The sequence below is a fragment of the Paenibacillus glycanilyticus genome (assembly GCF_051200795.1).
Taxonomy (GTDB): Bacteria; Bacillota; Bacilli; order Paenibacillales; family Paenibacillaceae; genus Pristimantibacillus; species Pristimantibacillus glycanilyticus.
This window is the reverse complement of record NZ_CP195155.1, coordinates 2101571-2118666: the sequence shown is the minus strand read 5'-3', so window position 1 is coordinate 2118666 and position 17096 is coordinate 2101571. Positions and strand designations below refer to the sequence as shown.

At 44.2% G+C, this 17096-nt stretch carries 17 protein-coding genes and 1 pseudogene; 5 read left to right on the top strand and 13 right to left on the bottom strand.

Annotated features, from left to right (window positions below; all coding sequences use genetic code 11):
* The first annotated feature begins 168 nt into the window (after positions 1-168).
* From ACR9FF_RS09515 to ACR9FF_RS09505, 3 genes are read left to right on the top strand one after another with little or no spacing between them, the layout of a single operon-like run.
* Positions 169-423, top strand: a complete 255-nt coding sequence (locus ACR9FF_RS09515) for a thioredoxin family protein (RefSeq protein WP_435170626.1) — start codon at positions 169-171, stop codon at positions 421-423.
* 24 nt (positions 424-447) lie between these two features.
* Positions 448-1140 (top strand): cytochrome c biogenesis CcdA family protein, encoded by a 693-nt coding sequence (locus ACR9FF_RS09510; RefSeq protein WP_435170624.1) that lies wholly within the window; start codon positions 448-450, stop codon positions 1138-1140.
* A 19-nt stretch (positions 1141-1159) separates the two neighbouring features.
* The gene (locus tag ACR9FF_RS09505; protein ID WP_435170622.1) at positions 1160-1804 is read left to right on the top strand and encodes a peroxiredoxin-like family protein; all 645 of its coding nucleotides are present in this window, start codon (positions 1160-1162) and stop codon (positions 1802-1804) included.
* Positions 1805-2015: 211 nt separating this feature from the next.
* On the opposite strand, the gene ACR9FF_RS09500 is transcribed toward ACR9FF_RS09505, so the two are convergent.
* The 4 genes from ACR9FF_RS09500 to ACR9FF_RS09485 form a co-directional block, all read right to left on the bottom strand.
* Positions 2016-3245 carry an alpha-L-fucosidase gene (locus ACR9FF_RS09500; RefSeq protein WP_435170620.1) on the bottom strand — a complete coding sequence of 410 codons (1230 nt, stop codon included), beginning with the start codon at positions 3243-3245 and terminating at the stop codon, positions 2016-2018.
* 35 nt (positions 3246-3280) lie between these two features.
* Positions 3281-4183 (bottom strand): carbohydrate ABC transporter permease, encoded by a 903-nt coding sequence (locus tag ACR9FF_RS09495; protein ID WP_435170618.1) that lies wholly within the window; start codon positions 4181-4183, stop codon positions 3281-3283.
* Positions 4184-4197: 14 nt separating this feature from the next.
* The gene (locus ACR9FF_RS09490) at positions 4198-5097 is read right to left on the bottom strand and encodes an ABC transporter permease (protein WP_435170616.1); all 900 of its coding nucleotides are present in this window, start codon (positions 5095-5097) and stop codon (positions 4198-4200) included.
* A gap of 77 nt (positions 5098-5174) precedes the next feature.
* Positions 5175-6737: a hypothetical protein gene (locus ACR9FF_RS09485; RefSeq protein WP_435170614.1), complete on the bottom strand. Its 1563-nt coding sequence runs from the start codon at positions 6735-6737 to the stop codon at positions 5175-5177.
* 34 nt (positions 6738-6771) lie between these two features.
* Between ACR9FF_RS09485 and ACR9FF_RS09480 the strand changes: the two genes are divergently transcribed.
* Positions 6772-7008, top strand: coding sequence for a hypothetical protein (locus ACR9FF_RS09480; protein ID WP_435170612.1), 237 nt, complete (start codon positions 6772-6774; stop codon positions 7006-7008).
* A 38-nt stretch (positions 7009-7046) separates the two neighbouring features.
* On the opposite strand, the gene ACR9FF_RS09475 is transcribed toward ACR9FF_RS09480, so the two are convergent.
* The 5 genes and pseudogenes from ACR9FF_RS09475 to ACR9FF_RS09455 form a co-directional block, all read right to left on the bottom strand.
* Positions 7047-8912, bottom strand: coding sequence for a sensor histidine kinase (locus ACR9FF_RS09475; RefSeq protein ID WP_435170610.1), 1866 nt, complete (start codon positions 8910-8912; stop codon positions 7047-7049).
* Between the two features lie 2 nt (positions 8913-8914).
* Positions 8915-10138, bottom strand: coding sequence for a response regulator transcription factor (locus ACR9FF_RS09470; RefSeq protein ID WP_435170608.1), 1224 nt, complete (start codon positions 10136-10138; stop codon positions 8915-8917).
* A gap of 339 nt (positions 10139-10477) precedes the next feature.
* A pseudogene (locus ACR9FF_RS09465) lies at positions 10478-10707 on the bottom strand (SDR family oxidoreductase); the annotation flags it as partial.
* A gap of 68 nt (positions 10708-10775) precedes the next feature.
* Positions 10776-11246, bottom strand: coding sequence for a nuclear transport factor 2 family protein (locus ACR9FF_RS09460; RefSeq protein ID WP_435170606.1), 471 nt, complete (start codon positions 11244-11246; stop codon positions 10776-10778).
* A gap of 158 nt (positions 11247-11404) precedes the next feature.
* A complete protein-coding gene (locus ACR9FF_RS09455) occupies positions 11405-11761 on the bottom strand; it encodes a nuclear transport factor 2 family protein (RefSeq protein WP_435170604.1) in 357 nt (118 codons plus the stop codon).
* A 291-nt stretch (positions 11762-12052) separates the two neighbouring features.
* On the opposite strand from ACR9FF_RS09455, the gene ACR9FF_RS09450 reads away from it, so the two are divergent.
* Positions 12053-12517: a GlcG/HbpS family heme-binding protein gene (locus ACR9FF_RS09450; protein ID WP_435170602.1), complete on the top strand. Its 465-nt coding sequence runs from the start codon at positions 12053-12055 to the stop codon at positions 12515-12517.
* Positions 12518-12664: 147 nt separating this feature from the next.
* On the opposite strand, the gene ACR9FF_RS09445 is transcribed toward ACR9FF_RS09450, so the two are convergent.
* The 4 genes from ACR9FF_RS09445 to ACR9FF_RS09430 form a co-directional block, all read right to left on the bottom strand.
* Positions 12665-13756, bottom strand: coding sequence for a GerAB/ArcD/ProY family transporter (locus ACR9FF_RS09445; protein ID WP_435170600.1), 1092 nt, complete (start codon positions 13754-13756; stop codon positions 12665-12667).
* Between the two features lie 258 nt (positions 13757-14014).
* Positions 14015-15229, bottom strand: coding sequence for a Ger(x)C family spore germination protein (locus tag ACR9FF_RS09440; RefSeq protein ID WP_435170598.1), 1215 nt, complete (start codon positions 15227-15229; stop codon positions 14015-14017).
* Positions 15180-16667, bottom strand: coding sequence for a spore germination protein (locus tag ACR9FF_RS09435; protein ID WP_435170596.1), 1488 nt, complete (start codon positions 16665-16667; stop codon positions 15180-15182). Before ACR9FF_RS09435 ends, ACR9FF_RS09440 begins: the two co-directional genes overlap by 50 nt.
* Positions 16668-16703: 36 nt before the next feature.
* On the bottom strand, positions 16704-17036 hold the full coding sequence (locus tag ACR9FF_RS09430; RefSeq protein ID WP_435170594.1) for a thioredoxin family protein: 333 nt from the start codon (positions 17034-17036) through the stop codon (positions 16704-16706).
* Positions 17037-17096 lie beyond the last annotated feature (60 nt).

Sequence of the window (17096 nt, the reverse complement as noted above, 5' to 3'; positions counted from 1 at the left end):
AATGAAAATAGGATATCACACATTTTTCTGCGAAACGAGGAAAATCCGGCGCTCTTTTGAAGCTTCAGTGACTTAACAAGGATTTAACAGCGCGATCTTTATAATCAAATCAAATCTTCCTTTTGCACGGCGGATTTTTATGAAAAAGGAAAAGAAGGAGGAGATCTATTGTTAATCGAGGTTGTAACAGCTGGACCGGGGTGTTCCATTTGTCAGAAAGCGATGAAGGCAGTGAAGCAAGTCGCGGCCGAGTTTCCGCAAATCGAGATTCAGGAACTGCATGTGGTTGATCAGTTTGAGCGTCTTCAGGAACTGAACATTTTCAGTGCCGGAGCGATTCTTATCAATGGGAAAGCAGAATTTGCCACTTTGCCCTCACTGCCTAAGCTTCATGAACGCGTGTATGAATTACTTCATCAATAATCCACTAGATAAAAGGAGAAACAAATGGAAGAATTATATCATTTTACGATTACAGGCGGAATTTCCGCCTCTACCTACATTCTTGTGTTCATCGTCGGAATCGTAAGCGCGGTATTGGCCTGTTATTTACCCGTGCTTGCTATGTTTGCAAGTTATGTACAGAAAGGGGCTGCCGGAGAGAGAAGAAAAGCCATCCGGATCGCTGTCAGCTTTATCTTGGGTATGGTTGTCACTTCGGTATTGTTTGGTTTGATCATGGCACTGCTCGGCCACCAGTTCCTGCCCGCTGTTGAAAAATATCGTTTGCTAACCTGGGTTCCGCCCCTCTTTGACATAATTGCCGGGCTCCAGCTGCTTGGTGTCATTTCATTTGCAATGCCTGCGTTTCAAAAGCTGAACCGGCCACAGCACCCTCAAAACCATTTGGCCGCTTTCAAGCTAGGAATTCCTTACGGGCTTGTTATTTCGCCTTGTGCGATTCCCATCTTTTTTGCGCTGATTAGTTATATCGCGCTTCAAGGGAGTCCGCTGCACGGTGCGTTGCTCATGACAACCTATTCGTTAGGGAAAGGCGTGATACTCTTGGCCGTAGCAGTCTTTTCTATTTCCATTCTAAGCAAATTAGCAAGATGGGGCGGTCCTGTAAGGAAAGTTGCCGGTTACCTATCCATCGCGATTGGCATCGTTTTTCTGGTTATTGGGTTTATGAAAATATAAAAATAAGAGGAGAATGACAATGACCTTAAATGAAGAACTAGCGCAGATGAAGAAGACGTTTGACCCTCATACGCCGATGGAAGCACAGGCCGCTCTGTCGCGGCTAATCCGGGAGCAACAGGAATCGGCAGACCCGTTTGGTCTTCCTGTTGGACAGAAGGCTAAGGATTTCACCCTGCAGGATGCACTCGGCCGGGCAGTTCATTTATACGATGAACTGGCCAAAGGCCCTGTCGTATTAACCTTTTACCGTGGAGGCTGGTGCCCTTACTGCAGCAGACAGCTCAAGTCTTATCAGCAAGTGCTGCCCGAGATCGAAAAGCTTGGCGCTCAACTGATCGCAATCAGTCCGCAAAGCCCCGATGCCACACTGTCCCAAATAGAAAAGGAAGAGCTGCGTTTCCATGTTCTAAGTGACCGAAACGGTTTGGTTGCGGCGAGGTATCGTATCCTATACGACGTGCCCTTCTACGTACAGGACATATTCCAGCAAGGCTTAGGTCTCAATCTGGCTGAATACAACGCCACAAGCCGTTGGATTCTTCCAGTGCCCTCGACATTCATGATTGACGAGAGTGGCTTCATCCGTTCGGCATACGTTAACCCGGACTTCATGAAGCGGTTTGAGCCTGAAGATATATTAAGCGAATTACGCAAGCTGTAACCGCCAGCGATCCCGAGATAGGCAAAAGAGGGGAAATTAATTCCATTTTGCCGGCCGCGGAATCAACAATAAAGATAATCGATTTATCGATGATCATCTAAAACAATTGTTAGCCCTTCGCACAAACGGATAGCAACAACAAAGGCTGCAACAGATTCTCTGACCTGCTGCAGCCTTATGGATAGGGCACCCATTCTCGCCGTCGTTTTTGTCAGTTGCAGTAATATACCTCCGGCAATAACAATTCATATTCTCCCGAGCATTTTGTAATACGGATCAGAACTTGTGCGGCTTCGACTACAGGAAACTGAATTATTCGCTTGTGGCCAATCGTTTTCCCGATATGTACGACAGCACTTTGATGGAGTACCGGCGCTTTAACCGCAATCTCGAATTCCTCGATATGCTCGCCTTTCGTCAGATCCTCTCTGAGAATGACGTGGTTGATAAGCCTCGCCTTGTCAAGCGTGATACAAAAACCGTTATCCGTTAGCTCGACCGTCGTTTCAATCGGATTTGCGAATTTTCTTCTAACCTCGTTGCCGAATTCGATTAGCCTTGACGCATCCACCTCCGGAAGCAGGCCTCTTCTGTCCGGCCCGATATTGATCAGGAAGTTGGCGCCTCTGCCGACCGAGTAATAATAGATACCCATCAGCTCCTCAAGGCTTTTCACATGGTCCGTGTCGTATTCACTGTAAAACCAATTATCGCGTATCATAAAATCGCATTCCGCGGGCAGAAATTTTTGTTCGGAAAGGCTGTTCACCTCATCGGTCATCACGGAAATATCCAGCATGGTCACCAGATTTGAATTGTTAAAATGTGCGATTCCCCCTTCATTGCCAACCCATCGCACATCCGGATCCCACATGTTGAAGATCAGAATCTCCGGCTGCATCGTCCGGATTGCCTTAATTATTCTTGCTTCATCGTATTGATGTCCCTCCGAGCCGCATCCGTCAAACCAGAGATAATCGATCTTCCCGTAATGGGTCAGAAGCTCACCGATTTGGTTGATGAAATAGTCGTCATGCTCCTTCGGGGACCGTTCCGTATAGCCCATCTCGGCAGGCGAGTAGTAGAGACCGACTTTGATGTCATGGTTGCGGCACGCTGTCACGAATTCCTGGACAACGTCTCCCTTGCCTTCCTTCCAAGGAGTATTGTGTACGCCATATTCCGTGTATTTTGACGGCCAGTTTGCAAACCCGTCATGATGCTTGCAAACTAAAATCGCATATTTCCCGCCAGTTGCCTTTACGGTTTGAATCCATTTCTCGCAGTCTAATATGGTCGGGTTGAATCCATCGAGAGGCATGGGTTTCCCATCCCAGTCCCGGTGTCCTTCATAGAAGGTACGGATGCCAAAATGGAAGAAAACGCCGATTTCCCAATTCAAAAACTCCAGCTGCTGTTTAGTCGGAAGCGTGCTGCTCATATGAATCATCCTCCTCAAAATTAGTTGTTCCCAGGCTAACCTTTAATGGCTCCAACCATGATTCCTTTGATAAAGAATCGCTGCATGTACGGGTATACGAGCATAATCGGAATCGTTGTAATCATGGTAATCGTGATCTGTACGCCGCGCGGGGTCAGGCTTCTCTGCATCGTTTTCTTGTAGTCCTCGATATTGCCGCTTTCCTGTAGAAGCCGTGCAAGCGTCTGCGCCTCGTTAAGGTACTCGTAAAGCGTAAGCTGAAGCGTATTCAACTTTTCCGAGCTGATAAACATGTAATTGTCAAACCATGAGTTCCAATTGCTTACGGCCGAGAATACGGCGATCGTCGCAATAATCGGGAGGCAAAGCGGCATCACAATTTTCGTGAATATCGTGAAATATCCGGCCCCATCGAGCATCGCGGATTCCTGCAGCGAATCGGGCAGCGACTCGATGAAGGTTTTGATGAGAATGACGTTGAAGGCAGCGATCGCCCCCGGAATTATATATACCATGAAATTATTAAGCAGACCGTAATTCTTAATAATCAAATAGTAAGGGATTAAGCCCCCGCTTATATACATGGTCAGCAAAAGCATACGGTATAATATTTTTCTTCCCGGCATTTCGGTTCTCGAGAATAAATACCCTAGCAGCGCATTTAGGAAAACGCTTAAAGCCGTACCGATTACCGTTCGGATCACCGAGATAAAGAAAGCATTGTAAATCCCTTTCAGCTCCATAACTTTCTTGTAATTGAACAAGGTGAACCCCCTGGGAAGCAGCGTAACTCCTTTTGCCGCAAGCGAAGGTTCGCTAATGGAATAGACAAACATATACCAGAACGGGTACAAGCATAGGACGACTAGCAACGTAAAGAATACATAGTTGAATATATCGAAAACAACTCCGCCAAAAGTACGACTGTATATTTTCATTCCTCACACCGCTTTCAGAAGATACTTGAGCCCCTGACCCTCTTTGCAATGACGTTTGCAATGACAAGAAGGATGATACTGATGCCCGATTTCAATATCCCTACTGCAACGCCGTAGGAATAGTCGTGGTTGTTTATTCCGAGCTGGTAGACGTATAAATCAAGCACCTCGATGTTATCGGCAGTTAACGCATTCTTGTAGACCAAATATTGCTCCAAGCCCACGTTCAAGAAGTTTCCGATGCTTAGAATCAATAAGACAAGATAGGTAGGCACAAGGCTCGGCAAAGTGATGTGCATGGCCGATTTGAATCTTCCCGCACCGTCAATGACGGCAGCCTCATACAACTCCTGGTCGATTGAGCTAATGCTTGCGACATAGACGATTGCGCTCCAGCCAAGCCCTTTCCAGACGCCAAGAGCAGTCTGAAACCAGTAGACGGCATCGCCTTTGGTTAAAATATTAGTCGGGTTTGACAGTAATCCAAGCGAATCTCCAATCTGATTCAGTAAGCCTTCTGTGGAAAATATCATGAACGTGAGCGAGTACACGATAATCCAGCTTACGAAGTTTGGCAGCGTCGTTGCTGTTTGGATGAAGCTTTTAAAGCGTTTGATTCGGATTTCGTTCATCAGTATGGCAAAAACCATTGGCAGCGGAGAAAGCGCCAGACCGATAAACGCAAAAATAAGCGTATTTTTCATGACGCGGATCATATCCGCCTTGTCTGAGAAGATTAACTTGAAAAACTTTAAGCCTACGAACTCGTTTTGAAAGAGAGGAATCCCCGCCTTATAGTCATAGAAGGCATAGATCCAGCCAAACAAAGGCATGTAGCTGAAAAGGAACACCAATGCCATCAAAGGAAGCGCCATATACAGCAAGCTATAGCGGGCCTTATTTCGGTAATTCATGTTTCACCAGCTTTCAGTAATAGAATTGAGAAAGCCGCGCGTTCTGCGACTTTCTCAACGATCATCTGTTGCTGTACTTATTTTTTATCAACAGACATGACGTACTCTCTTGAAGCATTCCATTGCTTTTCCCACCACTGCCACGCCGTATCTGCTCCTGCAGCTTTGATATTTTTGATAAATTTGTCTCGTGCAGCGTTGAACTCCTCGTCATTCTTGGCAAGAATGAGCGTTGGGATTGCCTTCGTCGCAATTTCGTCCATTTTGGCGTCGATCCGTGAAATGTCGGACGGTACGCCCCCGATACCAATATTAATGGCGGTCGCAAGGGAGTTTCTTTGGTCGAAATGCTTGCCTTCCTCAACCATCTTCATCTGGAGCTCGCCAGGATACTCCACGTTGTAGAACTTGGCAAAATCCTTTTGCAGTGCCGAAAGGGAAGCGATTAGTCCTTCCTTTGTTTGAAACAGATCATACGGGTAGCCATTCGGGTCCTTGGATTTGCCTCCGGCACCAATGAAATTCGACATGCTTCCAATCCCTGTCTTGGCCCATTCTTCTTGGCTGCCTGTATTGCGCAGGTCGATCGTACTTTGAAGAAGCGTAGGAACTCCGTTTTTATTCTCCCAGTGCTTGCCTTCAACGCCGGAATAATGAAGACGGTTGCCTTCCGGGCTATCAAGGAAGTCAAGCAGCTGCACGGCTTTTTCAATGTTTTTCGATGTCGATGTAACGAACATTTCTTTATCGCCCCAGCCGGCGATGGAGCGTGCGCCATACCAGGAGTACTGACCCTCAGCAGGAATCGCCATGAAACCATTGATTGTGTTCGGGTCCGCTTGCTTCATCGCATCGTTATACGAGCCTACATCCCATGTAATCTTAGCGCCCACGTATTGGCCTCTTGCCGCTTTTTCGTTCATCTCCTCGGACTTCATCGTGAAGCTGTCCGGATCCATGAGCCCTTCGCGGTTCAGCTTGTTATACATCTTCATCGCTGCCCAGAAAGGAGACTTATCGACGTCCAAATAGTTTTGAATAAGAGAGTTGTCCTTGACGCTCGATGCGTAGCCCCATGTGGAGTTGTTCACATAGCCCATAGATGCGAATTTCCCTATGTTCCATTGCCAAAGTCCGTCCGCACCCGGGATGCCGATGCCGTAAACCTTCTGGCCTGACTCGGTTTTAGGATTTAAATCCCTCATTTGCTTCAGAACCTTCACGTAGTCGTCATCGTTGGCAATCTTGGGTGCTCCAAGCTGCTTGTAAAGATCCCAGCGAACGACGTAGCCCGCCCAACCTTCAGCACCGATATCCTCGCCTTCCGTGCTAGTGTTAGGCGTTCGGAAGTACAGCTTTCCGTCACCGTTGCTCAAGAACTTGCGGATGATGTCGTTTCTGGTTGTATAGGAATTGATGCTTTGTCCGTATTTATCCAGATAGTCGTCCAAAGGAACGGCCAGCTTTGAATCCAGAACCTGCTGAACATAGCTTACCGGGATTTTCATAATATCTGGAAGGTCGTTGCCTGCCAGAGCAAGGTTCAGCTTATCGGTGTCATATACAATCCAGGTTAATTTGATGTTGAGCTTTTTTTCGATTTCGGCGGTCACATCATCCGGCCACCATTTTTCGTCCATTGGATTGGTCCCGCCCAGTGTGCCAAAGGTGATCTTGACGGGATCGGAGCTCCCTTCGCTCTGGTTAGCGCTTTCATTTTGGTTTGCGCCTTCGCTTGAGTTCGAGCTTGCGCTGTTATTTGCTGAATTTAAACCTGGGGAATTACTGCAAGCGGCCAATAGCATTCCAGATACGGTTAAGGCCATCAATGGAATGAATAATTTCCTTGCTTTCATCGTTTTTTCGCCCCTTTTTGTTGAATGGTTTAAGTTCGTTCAAATTTCTACTTAACAATAACAAAACGGCTATAGCGGGCACTATAACCGTTCTTATCGAGTTTTTGCATTATTTACAGATTCATGGATTTTTTTACGATTAATTTTGATGATTACGCGGGTGCCAAGGCCTTCCGTCGATTCGATTGCAATCCCCGAATCGTTTCCAGCGGCTAGCTTGAGCCTTTTATTGACATTGAGAAGACCTATATGCGTTTCGTGGAGGCCATCCTCATCACTGCTCATGATCTCCCTTGAAAACTTATAATTATAAGCCTCTTCCAATAAAGGATTCATCCCTGCCCCGTCATCCGAAACGGTAATCGTTAAAAAGCTGCCATCCGCCGTTACTTTTATTCGTATATCCATCTCTTGATTTGGTATGAAGGCATGCTCAAAACAGTTTTCGATAATCGGCTGGAGTGAAAACCGCGGTATAAGATCGGTTTGAACTTGCTCGGCATCAACACCGTCTCCATACTCGACAACGTGCCTAACCTGATGGCCAAATCTCAATTCCATAAGCTGAAGATAGTTTTCGATGAATTGCAGCTCTTCGCCGACCGTCCATTGAAACTGCTGCGAGCTGAATACAGGCCGCAGAAGTTTAATCAGCACCACAAGCGCATCGGCTACATTGTCCGAGCCGGAGAGCGTCGCCATCCATCTTATGGACACGATCGTATTATAAAAGAAGTGCGGCTTAATTTGATTTTGAAGCGCAACGAGCTCCAGCTTATGCTTTTCTCGCTCCATCATTTTGCTTTTATCAATAAGCGAATTAATGTCGTCAAGCATATTGTTAAATGCAGATCCGATAACATCAATCTCATAAATGCCGGTATTCTGGTTTGCTTTCTGCGTTAAATTCCCTTTTCCGATGATTCGAAATACCTTGAGAAGCGCATAGAGCGGCTTTGTGACAATCATAAACCCTACCGTGTATAGCACCGCTATTAATATTGCTACGCCGATTGCGACCAGGATCATGATGGGCTTTATGACGGCGACATTCTGCTGATAAAACGAGACAGGCATGGATTTGACCATCCACCAGCCTGTATTATTCAAACGGTAGTATACAATTTCATTCTTTTCCTGATTTGAAGACACCTCGAAGCTGCCTGCGTTCGATGTTTTGTCGATTTTGTCAAAATAGTATGGAACTTTGCCGAACCCTTCAAGTCTCGTACCTGAAAATAATCGGCCCTGCTCGTCAAGCATCACGATTTCGCCATGTTCATCGCTAAGCTGCCCGTAGTATTGGCGCAGAACGCTTTCTTTAAGCGATACAAGCAGGACATCTCCGAAATTGGTTGAATTCCGATTCTTTTCCAATGACCTAATGCCGGCAATGAATATATCAGTGGACTGAAGAGAGCCATCGGCGGCGCTCTGCGAGAAGAATGTTCTCGGGTACTGGGTAGACCAAACGATTTTCCAAGGATTCCGAACCGCTTCAGCATACTCTTGGGTTGAGAAAAACGGGTGATTGCTTTGACTGGAGAAGAATGTCCGAGGGCTGGATGTTCCGCCTATCTCCCCATTCTTCTTAAAAATGATTATGGAATTCATCGCATCATACGAAGCGAGCATTTGGTCCAACTTGGTTATGAGCTCGATCTTCCCCTGTGTTTTCTCGATTTCGCCAAGTTCATTGTTGTGAAGAAATGCCTGTACAGAATCCATGTTTTGCACCGACATTGAAAATCTGAGCGCATTGCTCAAGAGCAGCTCTATGCTTGTTTCGATCTTTGAAAAGCCGGCAATTGTCGATTTTTCGTTTTCTTTCAGCATCATATCCGTGACGACTTGAATAATGATCATAAATCCGATGGTGAGCGACATTGTAATCACAAGCAGCGTGATCAGCAGCATCCTATATTGAATATGACTGAATAGTAACTTTAGCCGCTTCATGTTCAACCCTTTTTCTCCGTTTTAAACTGCATTCTTCTCCATTTAGTAGGACTTATGCCGATCTTGTCTCGAAACAGTCTGCTGAAATATGCTTCATCATTAAAACCGCAAATGAGCGCAATCTCGCTAATCGGCAAATCGGTAGTCTCCAGCTTTTCCTTAGCACTTTCAAGCCTGAGGTGATTTAAATACATGATGAAGCTGATTCCTGTTTGTTGCGAAAAGAGATTGGAAAAATAATTCGTGCTCAATCCAACCATTGACGCCGCATCATTCAAGGTTATATCTTTGCTGGAATTGCTTTCGAGATATTTAATGATCGATTTGATCTCGCTTCTGATAACATGGCTTCTTCTGGAATTTCCATACTTGAGATCGTCAAAATAGATGCACTCGGCGATTGATGGCTGTCGCAAAATGGTCTGTTCGAATAATTCGATCAGCTCCGGAAGCTCCGACAAGTCATCAAAAGTTTTTACCAGTAGACCGAGTCTGACAGAACATGTCTTCTCGATATATTTCCAGACGTTTTTAATATCCTCGTGCAGAGAGCTGCTTTTTTTATATAAGCAGATTATTCTGTTTTCCGTCCTGCAGCAAACGATACCGTCGAATCGTTCTTTGCATATTTCAATAACGGTCGGTATCAAAATGTCTAACCTATCCTCGGAAGGAAGAATAACCTCAAACAGTATCGCATAGTCTTGTACATTGCCCATTTTGCTTTTCATAGCCATAAAGGCTTTGAAATCAAGCTTTCTGTCTATCGCATACTTTTGCAGTAAATTCTCGAAACTTTCCGGTGAGTTCTCTCTGATTGCCTCAAGCTTTTTACCAGAGCCGAGAATCTTCTGATGAAGTTTTGATAACGTGCTTTTCACATCGGCGCCTGTCATAGTAGCCTTTAGTAAGTAGGAGAAGATGTTGTACTTAGCTGCTTCCTTAAGCGTCTCGAAATCTTCCAGGCATGAAATGACTACGATTTCACATTCATCATCCTGTTCCCGTATTTTCCGAATAAGCTCGATTCCATCCCCTCTTGGCATTCGGATATCCGTAAATACGATATTGGGCCGATGCTCCAGATATAAATTAAACGCTGAAGTGCCATCAGGCGCATCCGCTATAACTATAAACGGCAGGCTGGAGTTTGATATCGATACTTTAATTCCGATTCTGACTAAAAATTCATCTTCGGCAATCAATACGGTCAGATCATTGTTCATTGCTCTCAGGCTCCTTAAAAGCGCTTTCAAATCTAGGGAAGAAGTGCTGAAACGAGGATGAGAAACGAATGTTTAACGAAAATTTACTACTCCTAGTTTAAATAGTTTTAACATAATTCCTATTCCTTCGCAATGCGCGTGTTAATGATACGATACGGCGAACATATACTCCGTTGTGTTTTTGGATTGTTTGCCTTAGCTTAAATAGTATGAATTCAACACAATAAAATCCCGATCAGCAGTGCTGATCGGGATTTTTAATTAACGAAAACATTCTATTTATTAGATTACTTTTAAAAACTCGCTATGCCTAGAGCAAAACGCTGGTAGTGCTTCTTTACCAAATAAATATTCATATGCAGGCGTATTAATGAATCCTGGGTGAATGACATTTACTCGAATTTGCGTACCCTTCCTTCGTTCGGGAATAGCGGCAATGCTTTTTTCACCGTGAAAATGGTTCCCTTTACATTAACATCAAACGTCTTGTAGTAATGTTCCTCTGTAATTTCGTGAAGAGGAACGAGCGAGCCCAAACCTGCATTCGCGAAAAGAAAATCGATATGGCCATCAAAAATACCCATATCTATTAATCTCCTTTAATCTTAAAACGTTCAGACGGGAACATAAACCACGCTTAGCGAGAGTTTCTGTGCTGTGCAATGGATTCTTGAACCTTTTTCGCCCACTCTACTCGCGGAGCATCCTCACCCTTGAAATCAGGATCTTGGTACACATTTACCCCTTTAATGAGATCGCCGTCAAATTCGAAAACGTTACAGAAGCGGCCATGCGAATACGCGTTACTTGGAAAAGCCTCGCCGGAATTTGTGGTACCTTTTACTTGTCCCTCAATTACTACATAATCACCGCTTGGCATAATATTAAAGTTCTTGATGTCGTGTTCCATAGAGGCGACATCTAAAGCCCCAAATCCTTGAGCAAGAAGCCCAATTTCATCTTTGCCGTGTACCATACCTACCTTCGGAAAAAAAATTGTAGCATTATCTTTAAAAAGTGCCATTAAGCGTGGATCCCCGACTTCAACATATCGAAAGTAATTAACTGCCGAATCAATACGTCTTTGTTGCAATTCTATTTGGTTCATAATAGTGGCTCCTTTGAAATTTTATTTTATGGTGTTGCTCCGTTACCGGATGAAGAAATCATAACGCTAGATGAATTTTTCGACCGTAATCTAGATTACTAAACGGGATGAGCAACCGAAGGAAATTGCTTCCTGCGCTTACAATCAAGCCAGTTTAATCAAGACAGTTGGTCAATGTAAATATACATGGTTTGAATTTTATCTCCTTCAAAGAGCATAAAGTCTACACCTGTTACCGTTGGAGATTCTTCGGGCTTACCGTACGACCAGTGGAGTCGAACCGCTTGATGATGTATATCGTAAGATTCAATGCGAAAGACGGATTCAGGAAATTGATTTTGTACGTTATCGATTAAGTCCATTAGCCTGCTGTGCCCTTGGAAAGGCTCTTGAAACAGCGGATCGTAAATTAAGCAATTCTCCGCATAAACTTCATCAATAGCTGCTCTTCTCTTTTCCCGGTCTGTTTCGCTCCAGACCGAATACATATGTTTTTCAATTATGACTTGATTCATGTTTTTCATTCCCTTTCTTACGTTTTATTTAAGAAGCAATTTAAGCCAATTGCTCCATTAAGCTTTTCAAATCTCGGCTTCAACTTAGTTTAATACAAGTACCATATAATTTTCTGTAAGTTGCATTACATTATCCCCATAAATTGTTCGGTCTGAAGCCGCTGTTCCACTCATGTCGAAGCATGCCAATAACACAATCGCAAATGACTCATAATCCAAAAACATGAGTTCACCGTATTGGGGGAATGACCATACAATACATGAGCCACCAGATACCGAGGAGTGAATTTGATGTTTAACTTAACCTTAGAAACAGCAAAATATTTGATTGCTGTCGCGGAACAGAAAGCACGACAATTGGGCTTGTCAAACGATATTGCAGTCGTAGATGAAGGAGCGAATCTAATCGCTTTCCATCGCATGGATGGTGCCAAAATTGCAGGAATCGAAATCTCACAAAATAAGGCTTGGACTAGCGTTGCCATGCAGATGCCGACAGCCAATCTAGCCCAAGCGGCTCAACCTGGCTTTCCATCGTTCGGCATTAATACTACGAACCAAGGTAAACTTGTCATATTAGGCGGAGGCGTTCCCTTGGTGGTTGATAAAAAAGTTATTGGTGGCATTGGTGTAAGCGGAGGCACAAGTGCTCAAGATATTGAAGTAGCTAATGCCGCCGCTTTAGCCTTCTCGAATTGGCTTGCAGGTGGAGAGACACCGATTGTTAGTGGTCGTAGCGGCTTCTTCCATTATTAAAGAAGGGAAATGAGTCCCAAGCTTTTACGATTGGATCAATTTTGCAATTTTGCAAGCCCCGGCTTGCTGGGGCTTTGCACTTCGAACCGTCATTATTGAATACTACCCATCGACATCCCTTTTTCGCCTTGCTTGCAAGGAGACTTTTCATAAGGACTTCACTTCTCTTCTCCTCTTAATCAATGTCATAACCAGTAACAAGACCGGAAAGGCAATACAGGGCAATAATGAGGAAAGCGGATAAATCTTTATGCCGTACGTAAAGTGATCCGCAGTGCGAATATAGCTTTTTGAAGTATGTACGAAGCATAGGAGTCCCATTGCTACCACAAAAGGTTTCATCTTTGAAATACCGAAAACATGGCCAGCTACAAGCGTAAACACATATTGCATGACCGCCACATAGACCAAGGTAAGGACCGTCCACAGACCCACCAATAGAACTTCAATCCGCTCTAGATACTCTCCGAACTTTACCATTTGAATCGTCGAAAAGAACGGATACGTCGATGTCTGTACATAGTTAAATCCCAGCGAGCTTAAAGTCAAATAAGAAATCATAATTAAATAAATAGTTGTCATCAATATTGCGATTGCGCAGGAAGGGAAAATTTTCTTCATATTTTCAACGCGCGACATAAGAAATCCAAACGTAATCACTTGCGAGAATGTAAAGGTAAACAAATGCATGCTTCCGACCAACCTATTCGGCAACGAACTCTTGAGTTGAGGTAGAAAAGGATTGGTTTGGATTTCCGGAATGATAAACAAGCACGTGACAAGAAAACCGAGTAAAAAGAACGGTAAGATGACCAGGTTTGTACGCGCCAAAGTGCCGAGGCCGATGTACACAGCATAGGTTGAACATGCCGCGTACAAAAATATTAGATAATCCGAACTCGTATTTGGCAAAATTACCGTGGTATAAAACATGGATACCGCCCTGAAACCTCCCGATATGGTTTCCAAGTTATTGAGCAGATATACGCAGAGCAGCATTTTGCTGAACCATCTTCCCAGCAGCTTATCGCAAATCTCGGTCAAATTAAGGTTCGGAAACTGACGTTGAACAAACGAAATAATCCAGAGCAACGCAAGCCCGGCTGCAGTATTGAAAAGGTTCGCGATCCATACATCCTGTTTCATCAGCTTGGATTCGGTTAAAAACATGCTTTCGAAACCGGCGATAAATCCGAATAGTAGGAACCCTAATTGAAGATGAGTTATTTTCTCCTTCACAATCATTTGACCGCCTTTTCAATTATTAAAACTCAATAGATGACTGAAGATGTACCGGGAGAGCGGAGTATATAAGCCGTTGTACAGCTTTTCTACCGTTGGCCACCTTTTCCCGATATATGGAGCGTTATAACCCGCAATGAAACCGCAAAGAAGCAGCATAATCACAGCATCGGATAGCTTTCCTCGTTTGCGCAACAGGACAAAATATACAACGCCATAACAAAGGGAGCCAACAAAAATAGCTATATTAAACATTTACGACTCCTCCTTTATGTATGTAGTCATGCCGGATTTTTCAATCAGAACGGTGACGTGAACTTGGATCGGAATCATGGGGTAAAGAGTCTCCCAATCCTTCTGCATTGTTTTCCATGCTTTCGAGTGATACTGACTGTAATAATCGGAGAATCCAAGAACGTCTATTTTCAATTTTTTTTGAAAAAACGCCAAACTCTTATTTATTTTTTCCTCCAAATGACTGGAGGCTGCTTGTTCCATTTGTGAAATAACACTCGCATCACCGACATCGGAATCTTTGTTGACATCCTCCACAGAAGCAGTGTATTTAAGATACACACTCATTTTGGGTCTTCCATTCTGAATATCGCCATGGATGTCCAAATCTTTTTCATGGAATAATGCTGAAAATACCGAACCGTTCTTCGAATGAATGACATCATTGAACTCAATATCTTTCCATACTTTCCTTTTCGATAACGAATTAAGAATCAATACGTCGTTACCATCCACCCATCCTGCAAATTTCTGTTTGTATATAACTGCCCCCCCGGTCACTGTGAGAAACTCTTTATTATTTGTCTCTGATGATTTCATCATTATTCTGCCTGCCACGAACCCCCGAGTAGGATTCTCGAATAAATCCACAAAATCTTTAATCGTTAACGCTACATCTTGACCGGACAGCTTATTATTACGGACTTGACCCAGCAAGTCGTTGGATAACATATCACCGGATTCCGTACCGAGCTTAAGTTTATCGGATGCTTGCCCTGGCACAATGATTGGATATGCCGTAAGCCGAAATTCTCTTTTCCTCGACAGGTAGTCCATCACCTCAAAAAGAGAATGTTTTGCCGCGCTCTCGCTGATAATAAAAAATTTATTATGCTGGAAGATTAAATTCTTTCCGACTCGTGACCGCATTTTTCTTGCAGCATCTAATGGCGTTTTACCTGTAGCGCTTGAAACCCACTGGGTGAGTGCCGAAGCCTTTTCCTGGCTTGTATTTGAGGGCATGACGCAAAAGGCGCTAAACGAATATTTATTCGTTTCGACATCGTAATCGATTGCAGCTGCTGTAACCAAAGCAATATCGCTGATTTCGTTTACGTCCGGCGAGCAACCTGTTATCGAAAGCAAGCATAGTGCAACTAAAAAAAAGCCTACTCCTCTTTTTGGACTAATCCCATTCCTTCCCGTGAAAATAATGAGATTGTCTATTGGGTACATCGATTTCACTCCTTTCGCGTTTCAATCTTGCTCTGTAACGGACTGGGGGCAAGAAGATTTTTTTTATTGAATGCTTATAACCTTCTGTACCGACCGGATCAAGATACAGAACGCCGCAAAACCGTAGGGAGCAAACGTGGAAAATGACAATAAACATTCCTATGGATAATCCGAACATCCCCGTAAAGGCCGTCAGGAACATTAACGGAAAACGCAACAAGCGAAGTGCGATAGCCGTACTGTAGTAAGGGATTGTAAAGGAAGCAATTCCCGTCATTGCAACGACAATTACCATTGGACGAGAAACTATCCCGGATTGAACGGCTGCTTCCCCGATGATTAGCGCTCCTACGATACTGACGGATTGTCCCATAATGCGAGGCAGACGCATACTCGCTTCCCGCAGCACCTCGAAAGCGACCTCCATGATCAAAGCTTCTATGAAGGTAGGAAATGGAATCCCCGCCTTTGCAGATAGAAACGTCATTAACAAAGGCGTCGGAATCATCTCAAGATGGAACGTAGTCAATGCTATGTAGAATGAGGGACCGATTAATGAAACAATCATAGTAATGAGTCGGATCGTACGTAAAAAATTGGCAAAGTAAAACCGTTCAAATTGATCCTCGCTGGGATGAAGCATTTCAAAAAACGTGCTCGGGGCAATAAGAGCATTCGGCGTACCATCGGTCATTATGACAATCTTGCCCCTACTCATCGCCTTGACGACCCGATCAGGTCTTTCCGTATTCATTAATTGCGGGAATGGCGAAAACGTGCTGTCTTGGATCCACTCTTCGATCTGCATGCTATCCGATAGCACGTCTAATTGAATGGCATCCATCCGTTGTCTGAGCTCGTTCAACACTTGGGGATCGGTTCTGTCGGCAAGATAGAGAAGCATCACTTTCGTTTGGCTGTCTTTCCCGATCACATACGATTTCGCTTTCAATTGCGGCGACTTTATCCGCCGCAACACTATGCCCAAGTTTTTTTGCAAGTCCTCGGTGAAGGCTTCGCGCGGGCCGCGAATGTTAAGTTCAACCTGCGGTTCCTCTATGGCCCTCGTCTCGAAGCCCGGCAATTTCATGGCATAAGCCTCAACATGACCGTCGATGAACAATACGAAATTGGCATCTGCAATATGGTTTATAATTTCTTCGATTCCGTTGAGAATGGTGACTTCGCCAAGTGTATGCAACGAATTCAATAAGACTTCTCCTGCGGGTCCACTGTGTTCACGTAAATCCATATTCATTTTTCGAATAATGAACTGGTTTAATCGTTTTTCATCCACGAGCGAATTCAGGTAGATAACAACTGCCTCATCGTAGGCTTCTGATTTACCTATATTATGGAACGTGAATAGTTCGTTTCCGGTATAAAGGCGCTTTAGCTCCTGAAAATTTGCGCTGGCTGACGCATGCAAAGATTCCATTTACCATTCTCCCCTTCTTTCCCCCCCAGTATGAGATCAGCACGTATCTCCAATTGCTGAATATCGGAGGATGGTCTGCTTCAGATTTTCTTTATTTTGAAAGCCATGTAGTGTTTCTACTTGGTATCCGTCCTTAAATAGCATGAAAGTCGGAGTGTTCGTTACGCCATATGTCGAGGCAAGTTCTCCTTCTTGTTCAATATCAACTTGAACAAGTGTTGCCTGATGTTTTACTTCATCGGCTAGCTCTTCTAAGATAGGAAGCTGTTGTTGGCAGGTCTCACATTCGGATTTAAAAAAGCCCACCAGTGTAATCCCATGGTCGATTTGCACTTGGAAATTTTCTTTGATTAACGGAAATACCTTCATCAGATCTCCTCCTGTAATGATGCCAGTGACGCTCAAGAGAGCAGCTTGCAATGCAATTTA

Bases quoted from the DNA above. Each gene is read 5' to 3' on its own strand.
- ACR9FF_RS09510 (WP_435170624.1), top strand. From the start codon at position 448: ATGGAAGAATTATATCATTTTACGATTACAGGCGGAATTTCCGCCTCT.
- ACR9FF_RS09505 (WP_435170622.1), top strand. From the start codon at position 1,160: ATGACCTTAAATGAAGAACTAGCGCAGATGAAGAAGACGTTTGACCCT.
- ACR9FF_RS09500 (WP_435170620.1), bottom strand. From the start codon at position 3,245: ATGAGCAGCACGCTTCCGACTAAACAGCAGCTGGAGTTTTTGAATTGG.
- ACR9FF_RS09495 (WP_435170618.1), bottom strand. From the start codon at position 4,183: ATGAAAATATACAGTCGTACTTTTGGCGGAGTTGTTTTCGATATATTC.
- ACR9FF_RS09490 (WP_435170616.1), bottom strand. From the start codon at position 5,097: ATGAATTACCGAAATAAGGCCCGCTATAGCTTGCTGTATATGGCGCTT.
- ACR9FF_RS09485 (WP_435170614.1), bottom strand. From the start codon at position 6,737: ATGGACGAAAAATGGTGGCCGGATGATGTGACCGCCGAAATCGAAAAA.
- ACR9FF_RS09475 (WP_435170610.1), bottom strand. From the start codon at position 8,912: ATGAAGCGGCTAAAGTTACTATTCAGTCATATTCAATATAGGATGCTG.
- ACR9FF_RS09470 (WP_435170608.1), bottom strand. From the start codon at position 10,138: ATGAACAATGATCTGACCGTATTGATTGCCGAAGATGAATTTTTAGTC.
- ACR9FF_RS09460 (WP_435170606.1), bottom strand. From the start codon at position 11,246: ATGAACCAAATAGAATTGCAACAAAGACGTATTGATTCGGCAGTTAAT.
- ACR9FF_RS09455 (WP_435170604.1), bottom strand. From the start codon at position 11,761: ATGAATCAAGTCATAATTGAAAAACATATGTATTCGGTCTGGAGCGAA.
- ACR9FF_RS09450 (WP_435170602.1), top strand. From the start codon at position 12,053: ATGTTTAACTTAACCTTAGAAACAGCAAAATATTTGATTGCTGTCGCG.
- ACR9FF_RS09440 (WP_435170598.1), bottom strand. From the start codon at position 15,229: ATGTACCCAATAGACAATCTCATTATTTTCACGGGAAGGAATGGGATT.
- ACR9FF_RS09435 (WP_435170596.1), bottom strand. From the start codon at position 16,667: ATGGAATCTTTGCATGCGTCAGCCAGCGCAAATTTTCAGGAGCTAAAG.
- ACR9FF_RS09430 (WP_435170594.1), bottom strand. From the start codon at position 17,036: ATGAAGGTATTTCCGTTAATCAAAGAAAATTTCCAAGTGCAAATCGAC.